The following is a 14568-nucleotide window of genomic DNA, read 5'->3' as shown; positions in this document are numbered from 1 at the left end:
CCGTCCGCTGGTGCCCGTCGTGTCCGGCGGCGACACTAGGCGGGTGGCGGGTGAGGACGGCACCGGTGTCCCCGGCGGAACGGCCGGCACCGCGCTGCGGCGTGCGCTGCGGGTGCTGGAGTCCGTCGCCGAGATCGGCGACGGGGTGACCGCGAAGGCGCTCGCCCGCCGCCTCGACCTGCCCCTCCCGACGACGTACCGGGTGCTCGGCACGCTCGTCGAGGAGGGCTATCTCGTCCGGCTGCACGCGGTGCGCGGCTACGGCCTGGGTTACCGGGTCGTCGGGCTCTACCGCGGGATGACCGACCGGATCGTGCCGCCGGCGCCTGCCCGGGAGATCCTCGCCGACCTGCACGTCCGGGTCGGTGCGGCCGCCGTGCTGGCCGTGCTGCGGGCGGGCGACGTCGTGGTCGCGCACAGCGAGACGTGCGCCGCGCACCCCGGACCGGGGGCGATGCCGGGCGAGCCCGTCCCCGCGCACGCCACCGCACCCGGGAAGGCACTGCTCGCGGGGCTGGACGCCGGACGGCTCGCGGAGGTGCTCGGCGCCGGCCCGCTCGGCGCGCTGACCCCGCACACGCTGACCGACCGCAGGCTCCTCGACCGGGACCTGCTGCGAGTGCGCTCGGCGGGCGTCGCCGTGGAGGTCGAGGAGCACGCCCGTGGCCGGGCCGGGCTGGCCGTCGCGGTCCCGTCCGGGGACGGCACGGCGGCGCTCGGTGTGGTCGTCAGCCGGGCGGACTTCGCCGGCCGGCGGTGGCAGCTGGAGCAGGCCGTCCGGGAGGCGGCCGGTCCGCTGGCCCGCCACCTCGCTGCCGCGACGCCCCTCGCCGCGCCGGGCTGAGCGGCCCCGGACCGCACTGCCGGGGTGCCCGCCCGCGCCGGTCCCGCCAGGATGGCCGGATGGCTGATGGGGTCCGCTACGAGCGGGACGGGCACGTCGTGACGATCACCTACGACCGGCCGGAGAAGCGCAACGCGATCGACGGCGACATGCGCCGCTCGATCAACGCGGCCTGGGACCGGTTCCGCACCGACGACGACGCGTGGGTGGCGATCGTGACCGGCGCGGGGCAGGCGTTCTGCGCCGGGGCGGACCTGCGCTCGACCACCGGCAACCCGGCCGGCGACTTCCCCGGGAGCTTCTGGGAACGCCCGACCGTGAACTCGCTGGAGAGCGGCTGGGAGATCTTCAAGCCGATCGTCGCTGCGGTGAACGGCGCCGCCGTCGGCTACGGGGTCACCCTGCTGACCTGGTGCGACTTCGTCATCGCTGCGGAGGAGGCGACGTTCTGCTTCCCCGAGGTGCGGCTCGGCGTGCCGACGATCGTCGGCGCCCTGCGGCTTCCCCGGATGATCGATCGGCAGGCCGCGATGGAGCTGCTGATGACGGGGGAGACGATCGACGCCCACCGGGCGCGGGAGATCGGGCTGGCCGGCCGCGTCGTCCCCGGGGAGTCCCTGATGGAGGAGGCGCGCGGCCTGGCGGAGCGGCTCACCGCGGGTGCCCCGCTCGCCCAGCGCGCGATCAAGGAGATGGCGGTGCGGGGGCCCGAGATGGGTACGACGGAGGCCATCCGGTTCGGCGAGACGATGCGCCGGGTCGTGGGCGCCACCGAGGACGCGGCGGAGGGAGCGGCGGCGGCGCGGGAGCGGCGGGCGCCGGTCTGGCGGGCCCGCTGACGTTCCGCCCTCCGGAAGCGCGGTCGGCGGACATGCACGCGCGGCGATACCTTCGGGCGCATGCCGGAGACAGCGCAGTCCGAACTCGTCCGCACGGTCCCGCCGTTCCGCGCCGACCACGTCGGCAGCCTGCTGCGGCCGCCGGCCCTGCTCGCCGCCCGGGAGCGGCACGCCGCCGGTGAGCTCGACGCCGCCGGTCTGCGTGCCGCCGAGGACTCCGCGATCGCCGACGTCGTCGCGCTGCAGGAGTCGGTCGGTCTCCGCTCCGCGACCGACGGCGAGTTCCGCCGCACGTCGTGGCACATGGACTTCATCTACGCCCTCGGCGGCGTCTCCCGGACCTCCGGGAAGGTCGAGGTGGCGATGCGCAATGCCACCGGGCAGAACAACTTCACCTCGGCCGGGATGGCGGTCGACGGGAAGGTGGGGCTCGACGAGCCGATCTTCGGCACCGCCTTCGACTTCCTCGCGTCGCAGGTCACCACGGCGACGCCGAAGCTGACTATCCCCTCGCCGAGCATGGTCTACGCCCGTGGCGGCCGGGCCGTGATCTCCTCCGACGTCTACCCCGACATCGAGGAGTTCTGGGCGGACCTCTCCGGTGCCTACGCCCACCAGCTCGCCGCGATGTACGACCGCGGCTGCCGCTACCTGCAGCTCGACGACACCGCGCTGGCCTACCTCAACGACCCGGCGCATCGCGAGCAGCTGGCGGAGAAGGGCGACGACCCGGACACCCAGCACCTGCGCTACATCCGCCAGATCAACGCGGCGATCGCCGGCCGTCCCGCGGACCTGGCCGTCACCACGCACATGTGCCGCGGGAACTACCGGTCGTCCTGGGCGGCCGAGGGCGGCTACGACCACGTCGCCGAGGCACTGTTCGGCGGGCTGGAGGTCGACGGCTTCTTCTGCGAGTTCGACGACGAGCGCTCCGGCACGTTCGCGCCGCTGCGGTTCGTCCCGGCCGGCAAGCAGGTGGTGCTGGGGCTGGTGACGACCAAGACCGGTGCCCTGGAGGACCCGGACGTGCTGAAGCGGCGGATCGACGAGGCCGCCCGGTACGTGCCGCTGGACCAGCTCTGCCTGTCCCCGCAGTGCGGCTTCTCCTCCACCGTCGAGGGCAACGAGCTCACCGTCGACGACCAGCGGCGGAAGCTGGAGCTGATCGTCTCGGTCGCGGAGGACGTCTGGGGACGCTGAGACCTCCCCGTACGACCCCGGCCGGGCACATACTCGTCGGGTGGCCTACGACGAGGGGCTCGCCGCCCGCATCCGCACCCTGCTCGCGGACGAGCCCGGGCTCGCCGAGCGGCGCATGTTCGGCGGCCTCGCCTTCCTGCTCGACGGCCACATGGCCGTCGCCGCCAGCGGGAGCGGCGGCCTGATGGTGCGGGTGGACCCGGCGCGGTCCGCCGAGCTGCTGACCCGCCGCGGGGCCTCGCGCATGGTGATGAGCGGCCGCGAGACGGCCGGCTGGCTGCGGGTGGCGGGCGAGCCGGACATCGACGACCTCGACGGTCCGGAGCTGGCCGGATGGGTGGCGGAGGGCGCCGGTTTCGTGCGGACCCTGCCGCCGAAGTGAGATCCTCACCGGTGTGAGCACCGCTGCCGCCGCCTCTCCGTTGCACGACCGTGTGCTGGCGGGTGCGGGGCCCGGCGCCCGGCTGCTCGACGTCGGCTGCGGCACCGGCGGCCTGCTCGCCCGCGCCGTGGGCGACGGCCTCGTCGTGTCCGGCGTGGACGTCGAGCGGCGGGCCCTCGCGATGGCGGAGCGGGCCGCGCCGTCGGCCGCGCTGACCGTCGCCGACGCGCACGAGCTCCCGTTCGACGACGACGCGTTCGACCTGGTCACCCTGGTCCAGGTGCTCGAGCACCTGACGAACCCGGTGCAGGCGCTCCGGGAGGCCGGGCGGGTGTGCGCACCCGGCGGGACGGTGCGGGCCACCGTCTGGGGCACCCCCGACGAGTGCGACGCGGCGGTGATCGGTGCGGCGCTCGCCCCGCTCACCGACGCGGCTCCCGCACCCCGCCAGGACCGGCCGCCCGGCCCGGACCGCAGCGGCACCGGGGCCCCGCCGCTGACCGACCCGGAGCGGCTGGCGAGGCTCGCCGGCCTCGCCGGGCTCGCGGTGCGGGAGATCGGCGTCGTCCGGGTGCCGGCGGACCACCCGGACGCCGACGACCTCGTCGCCGGGGTCCTGGAGTCCGGCCCGGGCCGGCACGCGGCCCGCTCGGCGGGACCGGCGGCCGTCCGGACGGCCCTGCTGGACGCCCTGGAGCCGTTCCGGGCCGGTGACGGCTACCGGCTCGTCGACACCGTGCGCGTCCTCGACGCCACCCCGGAACGCACGTGAGCCGTGCCCCCGGCGAGAGGGGCACGGCTCACGTGGTGCGGGGCCGGCAGGGTCCGGCCCGTCCTCACCCGCCTGCCGCGGCGGGTTCCCGCTGCTCGTAACGGATCTTGAGCAGCGACTTGCAGTACTCCCCGTTGGTCTCGATCCCGACCCGCTGCAGCCGCGCCCGGCGCAGGTGGAGCGGGACCTGTTCGACCTGTACGGGGCTTCCGTCCGGATGCACCAGCAGCGGCGCGTCGTCCCCGGCGGGCAGGCCGATGGCCTCCCGGCGGCGACGCATTCGGGCGAGCTCGTCGGTGTCGGCGTCGGTGCCGGTGAGCGCGCCGAGCGTGAGCGCGGCGAGCTCCTCCGGTCCGCGACCGGCGTCGACCAGCGGCCGGGCCACCCGGTCCTGCCCGGCCAGCGCGGCCTTGGACAGGAACGTGTGGCGCAGCTCGTCCAGCTCCGCCGCGGCCTCGCCGTTCAGCGAGCCCTCGAAGGACTTCACGAACCCGGCGTGCGCCGCGACCCCTCCGTTGATCTCGTCGGAGGCGTGGTGGTCGGCCAGCGTCACCTGCGCCCTGCTCACCCCGGGGACGGCCGTCACCGCGTCGTAGGCGTCGGCGACCATCAGGAACGAGAAGTTCGGGGCGCAGAAGAACGTCGGCAGCCGCAGGCCCACCGTGACCTCACCGGTGGGGGAGACGGTGCACGACTCGACGAAGTCGAGGTCCGTGATCGGCTCGTCCAGTTCCGGATCGAGCACCGTCCCCAGCGCGGACCACACGGCCTGCCGGACGGTGCTGTCGACAGGCCCGGGCGTCACTGTCCCGCGACCAGCTGCTCGCCCGGGGCGTCCTGCAGCTTGAGCTCGTCCGGCACCGGGATGTCGTAGAGCCGGGCGGCGTTCAGGCCGAGGATCTTCTTCTTGCTCGCGGTGGTGAGGCGCGGGTAGTCGGCGAACTGGTCGTCGTCCGGCATCTGCCAGTCGACGAGGCCCTCGACCTGCCACTTCGGCGTCCAGATGTTGTAGTCGCCGCCGAAGAGCATCTTGTCCTCGCCGACCCAGAACAGCAGCTCGCCCATCACCTTGGCGAAGAACTTCGGGCGGGCGTGCATCAGGCCGCCGACGACGACGGACAGGCCGGCGTAGACGTTGGGCTCCTGCACCGCCATGAAGCAGAAGTCCTCGATGCGCGGCAGGCCGACGTGCTCGACGATGAAGTTGAGGCCCTGGAAGTCGGTGGCCGCGTGGTCGACGTCGGCGACGTCGAACGCGTCCTTGTCCAGCGGCCAGATCGTCGGGCCCTTGTGCACGTGGACGTTCTTCACGCCCAGGTCCTGCGCCGCCTGCAGGAAGCGGTACGCCTCGGGGTCGGTCAGCTTGTAGCCGCGGGAGTCGCCGTTCCACTCCGCGGTGTACAGCTTCACGCCCTTGAAGTGGTACTTCTCCATGTCCGCCTCGAGCTGGCGGAGCCCGGCGTCGCCCTCGCGGGGGTCGAAGCGGCCGTTGACGATGACCCGGTCGCCGAACCGCTCCAGCAGCTCCGCGTTCTGGTCGATCGTGTTGAAGCCGTTCTTGTACCACTCCTTCAGGTACGTCGACTGGAAGATCGCGTAGTCGACGTGGCCCTCGATGAACATGTCCCGCTCGAAGTCGTCGGCGGAGACCTTGAGGTAGTGCTCCCAGTCCCAGTGCGTCTCGGGCGGGCCGAGCTGGTGGTAGCCGTAGAAGCAGTCGATCCAGCCCTTGGCGTACTGCTCGCGACCCTCGACCCAGTTCTCCCGGGACGCGTCCCAGAAGTGCGAGTGGGAGTCGACGACGAAGTACTTCTCGCCATCCTTCTCGTACATGTGGTTCCTCCTGCGTCAGCTGCTCTGCTGATCGGTGGTGGATCAGGATTTCCGTACGTACGTCCTGGACGGACGTATGAATCAGGGATCAGGGAACGAGGATCGCCCGGCCGCGGACCTTGCCCGCGTCGAGGTCGTGCAGGGCGTCGAGCGCCCGGTCCAGCGGGTACTGCACGGTGTGCAGGGTGACCTTCCCGGCCTGCGCCAGGACCATCAGCTCGGCCAGGTCGTTGTAGGTGCCGACGATGTTGCCGATGACGTTCTTCTCGCCGGCGACGAAGTCCAGCGTCGGGGCCTTGAACTCGCCGCCGTAGCCGAGCATGAACTGGTAGCCGGCCGGACCGGTCATCGCCCAGGCGTCGAGCTCGGCGCCCTGCTCGGCGACGAAGTCGAAGGTGACGGTGGCGCCGCCGCCGGTCAGCTCCTGGACGGCCTCGACGTGGTTGCCGTCGGCGACCACGGTCTCGTCCGCCCCGATCTTCTTCGCCAGGTCCAGCGCTGCCGGGTTCTTGTCGACGACGATGATCTTCGTCGCGGTCAGCGCGGCGAGCGCCTGGATGCCGATGTGCCCGAGCCCGCCCGCGCCCTGCACGACGGCGGTGGTGCCCGGGTAGAGGAACGGCACCGACTTGCGGACCGCGTGGTAGGCGGTGATGCCGGCGTCGGCGAGCGCGGCGACGTCGGCCGGGTTGGTGTCCGGGTTCAGCTTCACGCACGCCCGGGCGGTGGTGCGCAGGTACTCGGCCATGCCGCCGTCGTTGTTCGACAGGCCGGGGAAGAAGGCGTCGCCGGTGCACTGCATGTCCCGCCCGTAGCGGCACATCGTGCACAGCCCGCACGACGGCTGCGGGTGCAGGATGACGGTGTCGCCGACCTTGACGTTCGTGACGCCGTCGCCGACGGCGTGCACCCACCCGGCGTTCTCGTGCCCGATGACGTAGGGCAGGTCCGGGTTCTGGATGTCGGCCCAGTCGCCGTCGATGATGTGCAGGTCGGTCCGGCAGACACCGGCACCGCCGACCTTGACGATGACGTCGAGCGGTCCCTGGATCGTCGGCTCGGGGATGTCCTCGAGCTGGGGGTCCTGCTTGTACGCGTGCACCCGCACGGCCTTCACGGGGTACCTCCTGGCGTCGGACGCGCGGCGGTGCGCGTCGATCGTGGTGGGACTCGCGGTCGTTGCTGTGGGAGCGGCGCCGACGTGACCGTGATCGCGTTGTGCCGCCTGTCACATCGATCAGAACCCCACCGCGGACCGCGGACAAGGGGATCCTTTCTCGCCCAGCGATACGACGGACGAATCGGGCGGCTACCCGAACCGGTTACCGACGAGTAGCCTCCGGGTCATGGCTGACGACGCGAGCTGGGTGGCCGGGGCGATGACGCAGGCCGTGCCGTGGGTGGGCACGGCAGGGATCACCTTCGGCGAGATCACCACCGAACGGGTGGAGGCGTTCCTCCCCGATCGCTCCGACCAGCACAACCATGTCGGCGGCCCGCACGCCGCGGTCATGTTCGGGCTGGGGGAGACCGCCTCGGGCGCGGTGGGGCTCGCGGCCTTCGCCTCGGCGGGCGACCGGGCCGTCCCGCTCGTCGTCCGCTCCGAGATCCGCTACCTGAAGCTGGCGAAGGGCGACCTGCGGGCGGAGGCGGTCCTGACCCGTCCGGCGGGTGAGGTCCTCGCCGAGCTCGACGGCGGCACCCGGCCGGAGTTCTCGGTCGACGTCACGATCACCGACGCCGACGGCGTGCAGACCGGCGCGATGACGATCGTCTGGACGCTGAAGCCGAACCGCCGGTAGGTCCCGCGCGCGACGTGCGGTCCGGGCCTAGCCTCGGACCATGGACGTGGTGATCGCCGGAGGACACGGGAAGATCGCGATGCGGCTGGCCGCGCTGCTCGCGGGCAACGGGCACACGGTCCGCTCGATCGTGCGCAACCCCGACCACACCGACGAGGTGGCGGCGACCGGCGCCCGGCCGGTCGTGGCCGACCTGGAGTCGGCGACCGCGGACGAGCTCGCCGTGCAGCTGAGGGGCGCCGGCGCGGTCGTGTTCGCGGCGGGCGCCGGGCCGGGCAGCACGGCGGCCCGCAAGGAGACCGTCGACCGCGACGGCGCGACGCTGCTCGCCGACGCGGCCGCGGCCGCCGGGATCCGCCGCTACCTGCTGGTCTCCTCGACCGGGGTGGACGCCGAGCCGGATCCGGAGCGCGGCGAGGTCTGGGCCGCCTACATCCGGGCGAAGAAGGCCGCCGAGGAGGCGATCCGCGCCGACGACCGGCTCGACGCGACGATCCTCCGTCCCGGCAGGCTCACCGACGACCCCGGGACCGGCGCGGTGCTGCTGGCGCCGCCGCCGGTCGACCGCGACGACGTGACCCGTGACGACACCGCCGCCGTACTGGCGGCGCTGCTGACCGCGGACCACACGATCGGGTCGACCCTGGAGCTCCGCGAGGGCGACGTCGAGCTCGCGCAGGCGGTCGCCGCACTCCAGGGGTGATAACCCGGCGACGGCGGGGAATGCTGGTGGCATGAGTCACGAGTACGACGTCGTCGTCATCGGAGCAGGGCCGGTCGGCGAGAACGCCGCCGGTTACGCGGTCGACGCGGGACTCTCCGCGGCGATCGTGGAGGCCGAGCTGCTCGGCGGGGAGTGCTCCTACTGGGCGTGCATCCCGTCGAAGGCGCTGCTGCGCACCCCGCAGGCGGTCGCGGACGCCCGGCGGCTGCCCGGCGTCACCGCGGACTTCGACCCGGCCGCCGTGCTGGAGCGGCGGACGTCCTTCACCTCGAACTGGGACGACACCGGGCAGGTCGAGTGGGCCGAGGGTGCCGGGGCGGCGGTGCTGCGCGGCCGCGGCCGCCTGGCCGGGGAGCGGACCGTCGTCGTCACCGGCGCCGACGGGACGGAGACGACCGTGACGGCCCGCCGCGCGGTGGTGCTCGCGACCGGCAGCGTGCCGGTGACGCCGCCGGTGCCCGGCCTCGACACGGTCGAGTACTGGGGTTCCCGGGGCGCGACCTCGGCGAAGGAGATCCCGCCCCGGTTCGGCGTGCTCGGCGGCGGGGTCGTCGGGTGCGAGATGGCGCTCGCCTTCGCCCGGCTCGGGTCACGGGTGACGCTGGTCAACCACGGACCGCGGGTGCTGCCGAACGCCGAGCCCGTCGCGTCCGAGCGGGTCGCCGACGGGCTGCGGGAGGCCGGGGTCGACGTCCGCCTCGACACCGGGCTCGACCGCGTCGAGGCCGCGGGCGACGCGACCCGCCTGCACCTCGGCGGGGAGGTGGTCGAGGTGGACCGGCTGCTGGTGGCGACCGGGCGCCGTCCGGCGTCGGACGGGCTCGGCCTCGACACCGTCGGGGTGACGACGACCGGGCGCGGGGCCGTCCCGGTCGACGACTCCGGCCTCGTCGACGGTGGCGGGGACTGGCTCTACGCGGTCGGGGACGTCAACGGCCGGGCACCGCTCACCCACCAGGGCAAGTACCAGGCGCGGATCGCCGCGCACGCGATCGCCGCCCGGGCCGCAGGCCGCGGGCTCGACGACGGCGCCTGGGGCGAGGACGCCGCGACGGCCGACCACCACGCCGTGCCCCAGGTGGTGTTCACCGATCCCGAGGTCGCCTGGGTCGGCCGGACCGCCGACGCCGCCCGGCGGGACGGCCTGGACGTGCGGGTCGTCGACATGGACATCGCCGTCGCCGGGTCGTCGCTCACCGCCGACGACTGGGCCGGTCGCGTGGTCGCGGTCGTCGACACCCGCCGGGAGGTGCTGATCGGGGTGACCTTCGTCGGACCCGGTGTGGCGGAGCTGCTGCACGGGGCGACGATCGCCGTCGTCGGCGAGGTCCCGCTGGCCCGGCTGTGGCACGCGGTACCCGCGTTCCCCACGGTCAGCGAGGTGTGGCTGCGGCTGCTGGAGACCTACCGCGCGGGCTGAGCGACGGGCGCCGCGCGCACGGTGCGTGCGGCGCCCGTCCGGCTCAGGCCCGGACGCCCAGGTGGTCCAGCAGCTCGACCTCGATGCGGTCCAGGTCGTGCGAGATCGTGCGGAACGCCGCCTTGCGGCGGGCGGCCGGCATGTTCTCCGCGGCCCGGACGGCGGCGGCCAGGTCGTGCAGCCGCGGCTCGGTCTCGTCGGCGAACCGCTTCGCGTTCGCGTCCCGGTCGGTGGTGCCGTCCGCGCGCAGCTCGGCGATCGTCCGCGAGATCCGGGACAGCCGTGCGTGCAGCTTCCCGCCGGGGCCCGAGTAGCCGCCCAGCTCGTCCGGCGAGACGCCGAGCCGCCGGGACCGGTGGTCGTCGAGCCGGTGCCGCAGCGTGCCCGCGGCGGCCATCGCGTACGGGGCCACCAGCGGCGCCACGATCTTGGCGATGCCGAGGTAGCGCTGCACCCGCTTGGCGTTCCACTCGCGGGCGGCGCGCTCGCGCTCGGCGTCCTTCGCGGCGCGGGCCTCGCTCTTGAGCCGGCCCTTCTCCGCGGCCTGCGCGGCCTTGGCCTCGGCCTTGCGGGCGCCGGCGTCCGCCTTCGCGGCGGTCTTCGCGGTCTTCCGGTCGGCCGAACGCGCCTTGAGGTCGGCCTCGCTGAGCAGACCGTTCGCGGCGGCGGCGACCGAGTGCGTGCCCGAGTCCACCGCACGACGGGTGGTCCGGGCCGCCCGCCGGCCCGCCTTCTCGGCGCGGCGGCTCGCCGACTCGGCCCGGCGGCGCGCCTTCACGGCCCGGCGGTGCAGCTTCTCCGACGCCAGGTCCGCGGTCTCCTTGGTGAACTCGGCGGTCTGCACGGCGGCGGTGTGCACCCGCTCGGACGCGTCGACCGCCGCCTCCCTGGTCGCCGCGGCGGCGCGCTCGCCGGCGCGCGGCTTCCTGCGCAGCAGTCCCATGTCGTGTCCTCCCGGGGTCGGTCCGACCACAGTTGATCGCGATGTCGTCGCCGGAGCCTAAGGCCCGTCCCACCGCCCGCGCAGGTCCGACACCGCGGAGTGACGGCGTCGTCCACCGGATCGGTACCCGTCGGAACTGTCGGGGACGGTCTCTACCCTCGACCACCGTGAGCACCTCGACCGGATCCCGTGCGGCGCCGCGCGTCCTGCTCGACGCCGCCGCGCTGACCGGGTGCCGCCGCCGGGTGCACCTGGACCACGACCCGTCGGCGAGCGGTGCACCCCGGGCCCTGCCCGACCCCGCGATCGAGCAGCGCCGGGCCGACGCGGCCGCGCACCGCGCGCGGATCGGCGAGCTGCTGGCCGGCACCTGGGGCGGGGACTGGGCGAGCACCTGGCCCGGCGGCGCGACGGGCCCGGCCACGGCGGAGGGTCCGGCGGGCGTCCCGGTCGCGGCCGCGTCCGACGGCGAGGCGTCCGGGCCACCCGCCGGGTCCCGCGCGGCGCGGGCCGCCCGGACGGCGGAACTGGTGGCGGCGGGCACCCCGCTGATCTGGGGTGCCGTGCTCCCGCTCGACGACGACCGCCGCGGCACCGCGGAGCTCCTGGTGCGGGCGCCCGGCGGCGGCTACGTCCCGCTGCTCGTCGTGCGGCGGCGCATCACCGATCCCGGCGAGGGCGCCCGGACCACGGCGGTCACCGACCCCTGGCCGCAGCGCGCCCGGCACGACCCGGACCGCAAGGTCCGCTCGCAGCCCCGCGACCTCCTGGCCCTGGCCCAGCTGACCCGGCTGCTGGAGGCCGCGGGCTGGGCGCCGCCGGAGCCCGCGCCGCGGCTCGGCGGGGTGATCGGGCTGGATGCCGACGTCGTCGTCTGGCACGACCTGGACACCGGGCACTGGCCGGGTGGGCGTTCCACCCTGGAGGAGTACGACGTCCGGTTCGCCGACCGCGCCGCGGTCGCCCGGTCGGCCGCGGCCGGGGGGCCGGCGCTCGCGGCGCCGTCGCGGATCACCGAGTGCCGCCGCTGCCCGTGGTGGCCCACGTGCGAGGCCGCCCTGGAGAGCGCCGACGACGTCAGCCTGGTCGCCCACGGCGAGACGGCGCGGCTGCTGCGGTCGGCCGGTGTGGCGACCGTCGCCGGACTGGCCGGGCTGGATCCGGCCGACCCGCCGTCGGAGCTGGCCGCGCCGTTGCCCGGACCGCCGTTCGGGGATCTCGTGGCACTGGCGCGGGCCCGCAGGCACGGGCTGGCCGTGGCCCGCCGGGTGCCGCGGGTGGAGGTGCCGCGTGCCGACGTCGAGGTCGACGTCGACATGGAGAGCTTCGGCGAGTCCGGCGCGTACCTCTGGGGAGCGTTGCTGTCGCTGCCCGGCGGGGCGCGCGACGGCGACCCCGACCCGGGCTACCGCGCGTTCGCCACCTGGGACCCGCTACCCACGCGCGACGAGGGCCGCTCGTTCGGCGAGTTCTGGACGTGGCTGTCCGGGATCCGCGCGGCCGCCCGCGCGTCGGGCCGGTCGTTCGCCGCCTACTGCTACAACGAGCAGGCCGAGAACCGGTGGATGCTGTCGTCGGCGCACCGGTTCGCCGGGATGCCCGGCGTCCCGACCGAGGCACAGGTCCGCGAGTTCATCGAGGACCCGTGCTGGGTCGATCTCTACGGCGTCGTGTCGACCTGGTTCCTGTGTGCGCAGGGCAAGGGACTGAAGAAGATCGCGCCCGCGGCGGGCTTCTCCTGGCGGGACCCGGAGGCCGGCGGGGAGAACTCGATGCGGTGGTACCGCGACGCCGTCGCGCTGGAGGGCGGTGAGCCCGATCCCGCGCAGCGCGAGCGGCTGCTCGGCTACAACACCGACGACGTGCTGGCGACGCACGCGCTGCGGGAGTGGATGTCGTCGGATCGGGTGCTCGAGGTGCCACTGGTGACGGAGCTGACCGACCTGCCCGTGTGACGATGCGGGGCGTGGCTCCCCGTGGATACGACCGGATCGGCCCGCGTGGCGCGGTCAGCAGCACCCACCATCTCGGCACCGCCGCCGCGGCGACCGTGCTCGCCCGGGGCGGAAACGCCTTCGACGCGGCGGTGAGCTGCGGGTTCGTCCTGCAGGTCGTCGAACCGCACCTGTGCGGCCCCGGCGGTGAGCTCCCCGCGGTGTTCGTCACCGCCGCCGACCCGTCCCCGACGGTGCTGTGCGCCCAGGGCGTCGCCCCGGCCGCGGCGACGATCGACCGGATGCGCGACGCCGGCTGCGAGACCGTCCCGGGGACCGGCCTGCTCTCGGCCACCGTTCCCGGCGCCTGGGACGGCTGGCTGACCCTGCTGCGGGACCACGGCACCTGGGAGCTCGCCGACGTGCTCGAACCGGCGCTCGGCTACGCCGCGGGCGGGTTCCCGCTGGTCCCGCGCATCTCCGCCGCGCTGGCGACGGTCGCCGCCCACTTCCGCGCGCACTGGCCGACGTCGGCGGCGACCTGGCTGCCCGACGGCCGCGTCCCGGCACCGGGCGAGAGCGTCCGGCTCCCCGCGCTGGCCGAGACCTGGCGGCGGCTGCTCGCCGCCGCGACGGGCCCGAGCAGGGAGGCGCGGATCGACGCGGCCCGCGACGCCTGGTACCGCGGCTTCGTCGCCGAGGAGATCGGACGCTTCTGCGCGACCACCCCGGTCCGCGACGAGACGGGGCTCGACCGCACGGGCCTGCTCACCGCCGACGACCTGGCCGGCTGGTCGGCGCACTACGAGCCGGCCCTGGTCGCCGACGCGGGCCGGGGCTGGTCGGTGGCCAAGTGCGGGCCGTGGTCGCAGGGCCCGGTGCTGCTGCAGCAGCTGCGGCTGCTGGCCGGTACCGGCGTCGAGCTGCCCGGCGGTGTCGCGACCGCTGACACCGTCCACCTCGCCGCCGAGGCCGCGAAGCTGGCGTTCGCGGACCGGGAGGCCTGGTACGGCGACCCCGGCGGCGACGGCGTCGTCGCGGACCTGCTCTCCGATCCCTACACCGACGCCCGGCGGGCGCTGCTCGGAGCGACGTCCGATCCGGGTCTGCGGCCGGGTTCCCCGGGCGGGCGCGAGCCGCGGATCGGCCGCCACGCCGCCACCCCGGGTGCTGCCCGCGGCTCGGGCACGGAGGGCCCCGGCACCGGCGAGCCGACGGTGAGCCGGGACGGGGTCGCCCGCGGGGACACCGTGCACGTCGACGTCGTCGACGCCGCCGGGAACATGGTCTCGGTGACGCCGTCCGGTGGCTGGCTGCAGTCCTCGCCGACCATCCCGTCGCTCGGGTTCTGCCTGGGGACCCGCGGTCAGATGTCCTGGCTGGAGGAGGGCCTCGCGAGTTCGCTGGCCCCGGGCCGGATGCCGCGGACCACGCTCAGCCCGTCGCTGGCGCTGCGCGACGGCGAGCCCGCGGTCGCGTTCGGGACCCCGGGCGGCGACCAGCAGGACCAGTGGCAGCTGTGCTTCCTGCTCGCGATGATCCACGGTGACCTGGACCTGCAGGCCGCGATCGACGCCCCGGCCTGGCACTCGACGGCCTTCCCGGCGTCGTTCGCGCCGCGCGGGTGGGAGCCGCACGGGCTGGTCGTCGAGTCGCGGCTCGGCGCGGCGACCCTGGCGTCGCTGCGGGACCGCGGGCACGCGGTCGACGACGCCGGGCCGTGGGCGCTCGGCCGGATGTGTGCGGCCGGCCGGGGCGACGCGGTGCCCGGTGGCGGTGGCGCCGGGACGCTGCACGCGGCGGTGGACCCGCGGTCCGGGGTGGGCGCCGCGATCGCGGTGTAGCGACCGGCCGTGCACTCGGGCGTTCGAC

General features: G+C 74.9%; 14 protein-coding genes. 10 read left to right on the top strand and 4 right to left on the bottom strand.

Annotated features, from left to right (window positions below; genetic code table 11):
- Window positions 1-43: 43 nt before the first annotated feature.
- Genes PP1_RS16435 through PP1_RS16415 form a run of 5 tightly spaced genes read left to right on the top strand, consistent with a single transcriptional unit; the run spans window position 44 to window position 4040 of the window.
- On the top strand, window positions 44-844 hold the full coding sequence (locus tag PP1_RS16435; RefSeq protein ID WP_060574391.1) for an IclR family transcriptional regulator: 801 nt from the start codon (window positions 44-46) through the stop codon (window positions 842-844).
- 59 nt (window positions 845-903) lie between these two features.
- Complete coding sequence (locus tag PP1_RS16430) at window positions 904-1683, top strand: enoyl-CoA hydratase/isomerase family protein (RefSeq protein ID WP_010231249.1); 780 nt, start codon at window positions 904-906, stop codon at window positions 1681-1683.
- 60 nt (window positions 1684-1743) lie between these two features.
- Entirely contained in the window at window positions 1744-2886 is a 1143-nt protein-coding gene (locus PP1_RS16425) for a 5-methyltetrahydropteroyltriglutamate--homocysteine S-methyltransferase (RefSeq protein WP_010231252.1), read from the top strand.
- Window positions 2887-2926: 40 nt separating this feature from the next.
- Complete coding sequence (locus tag PP1_RS16420) at window positions 2927-3268, top strand: TfoX/Sxy family protein (RefSeq protein WP_010231255.1); 342 nt, start codon at window positions 2927-2929, stop codon at window positions 3266-3268.
- Between the two features lie 13 nt (window positions 3269-3281).
- Window positions 3282-4040, top strand: a complete 759-nt coding sequence (locus PP1_RS16415; RefSeq protein ID WP_075313885.1) for a class I SAM-dependent methyltransferase — start codon at window positions 3282-3284, stop codon at window positions 4038-4040.
- A 64-nt stretch (window positions 4041-4104) separates the two neighbouring features.
- On the opposite strand, the gene PP1_RS16410 is transcribed toward PP1_RS16415, so the two are convergent.
- From PP1_RS16410 to PP1_RS16400, 3 genes are all read right to left on the bottom strand, one after another.
- Complete coding sequence (locus PP1_RS16410) at window positions 4105-4806, bottom strand: iron-sulfur cluster assembly protein (RefSeq protein WP_238591911.1); 702 nt, start codon at window positions 4804-4806, stop codon at window positions 4105-4107.
- A 35-nt stretch (window positions 4807-4841) separates the two neighbouring features.
- Window positions 4842-5873, bottom strand: a complete 1032-nt coding sequence (locus PP1_RS16405) for an amidohydrolase family protein (RefSeq protein ID WP_010231261.1) — start codon at window positions 5871-5873, stop codon at window positions 4842-4844.
- Between the two features lie 88 nt (window positions 5874-5961).
- Window positions 5962-6990: an NAD(P)-dependent alcohol dehydrogenase gene (locus PP1_RS16400; RefSeq protein ID WP_010231263.1), complete on the bottom strand. Its 1029-nt coding sequence runs from the start codon at window positions 6988-6990 to the stop codon at window positions 5962-5964.
- 229 nt (window positions 6991-7219) lie between these two features.
- Here PP1_RS16400 and PP1_RS16395 point away from each other — a divergent pair, with 229 nt between their 5' ends.
- Genes PP1_RS16395 through PP1_RS16385 form a run of 3 tightly spaced genes read left to right on the top strand, consistent with a single transcriptional unit; the run spans window position 7220 to window position 9819 of the window.
- A complete protein-coding gene (locus PP1_RS16395) occupies window positions 7220-7675 on the top strand; it encodes a DUF4442 domain-containing protein (RefSeq protein WP_010231265.1) in 456 nt (151 codons plus the stop codon).
- Between the two features lie 40 nt (window positions 7676-7715).
- Window positions 7716-8378 carry an NAD(P)H-binding protein gene (locus PP1_RS16390; protein ID WP_010231266.1) on the top strand — a complete coding sequence of 221 codons (663 nt, stop codon included), beginning with the start codon at window positions 7716-7718 and terminating at the stop codon, window positions 8376-8378.
- 31 nt (window positions 8379-8409) lie between these two features.
- Window positions 8410-9819, top strand: coding sequence for a dihydrolipoyl dehydrogenase family protein (locus PP1_RS16385; protein ID WP_010231268.1), 1410 nt, complete (start codon window positions 8410-8412; stop codon window positions 9817-9819).
- A gap of 43 nt (window positions 9820-9862) precedes the next feature.
- Here PP1_RS16385 and PP1_RS16380 read toward each other — a convergent pair whose 3' ends face one another.
- Window positions 9863-10762 carry a DUF6474 family protein gene (locus PP1_RS16380; RefSeq protein ID WP_010231270.1) on the bottom strand — a complete coding sequence of 300 codons (900 nt, stop codon included), beginning with the start codon at window positions 10760-10762 and terminating at the stop codon, window positions 9863-9865.
- A 167-nt stretch (window positions 10763-10929) separates the two neighbouring features.
- Between PP1_RS16380 and PP1_RS16375 the strand changes: the two genes are divergently transcribed.
- Together PP1_RS16375 and PP1_RS16370 are read left to right on the top strand one after the other, a co-directional pair.
- Window positions 10930-12717 (top strand): TM0106 family RecB-like putative nuclease, encoded by a 1788-nt coding sequence (locus tag PP1_RS16375; protein ID WP_075313886.1) that lies wholly within the window; start codon window positions 10930-10932, stop codon window positions 12715-12717.
- Window positions 12718-12728: 11 nt separating this feature from the next.
- On the top strand, window positions 12729-14540 hold the full coding sequence (locus tag PP1_RS16370) for a gamma-glutamyltransferase family protein (RefSeq protein WP_249265913.1): 1812 nt from the start codon (window positions 12729-12731) through the stop codon (window positions 14538-14540).
- Window positions 14541-14568 lie beyond the last annotated feature (28 nt).

The sequence above is a fragment of the Pseudonocardia sp. P1 genome, assembly GCF_000178675.2.
GTDB lineage: Bacteria > Actinomycetota > Actinomycetes > Mycobacteriales > Pseudonocardiaceae > Pseudonocardia.
This window is presented reverse-complemented; position numbering and strand designations above follow the sequence as displayed.

Excerpts from the sequence above, each read along its gene's own strand:
- PP1_RS16395 (WP_010231265.1), top strand. The coding sequence starts at position 7,220 with ATGGCTGACGACGCGAGCTGGGTGGCCGGGGCGATGACGCAGGCCGTG.
- PP1_RS16430 (WP_010231249.1), top strand. The coding sequence starts at position 904 with ATGGCTGATGGGGTCCGCTACGAGCGGGACGGGCACGTCGTGACGATC.
- PP1_RS16385 (WP_010231268.1), top strand. The coding sequence starts at position 8,410 with ATGAGTCACGAGTACGACGTCGTCGTCATCGGAGCAGGGCCGGTCGGC.
- PP1_RS16390 (WP_010231266.1), top strand. The coding sequence starts at position 7,716 with ATGGACGTGGTGATCGCCGGAGGACACGGGAAGATCGCGATGCGGCTG.
- PP1_RS16405 (WP_010231261.1), bottom strand. The coding sequence starts at position 5,873 with ATGTACGAGAAGGATGGCGAGAAGTACTTCGTCGTCGACTCCCACTCG.
- PP1_RS16380 (WP_010231270.1), bottom strand. The coding sequence starts at position 10,762 with ATGGGACTGCTGCGCAGGAAGCCGCGCGCCGGCGAGCGCGCCGCCGCG.
- PP1_RS16425 (WP_010231252.1), top strand. The coding sequence starts at position 1,744 with ATGCCGGAGACAGCGCAGTCCGAACTCGTCCGCACGGTCCCGCCGTTC.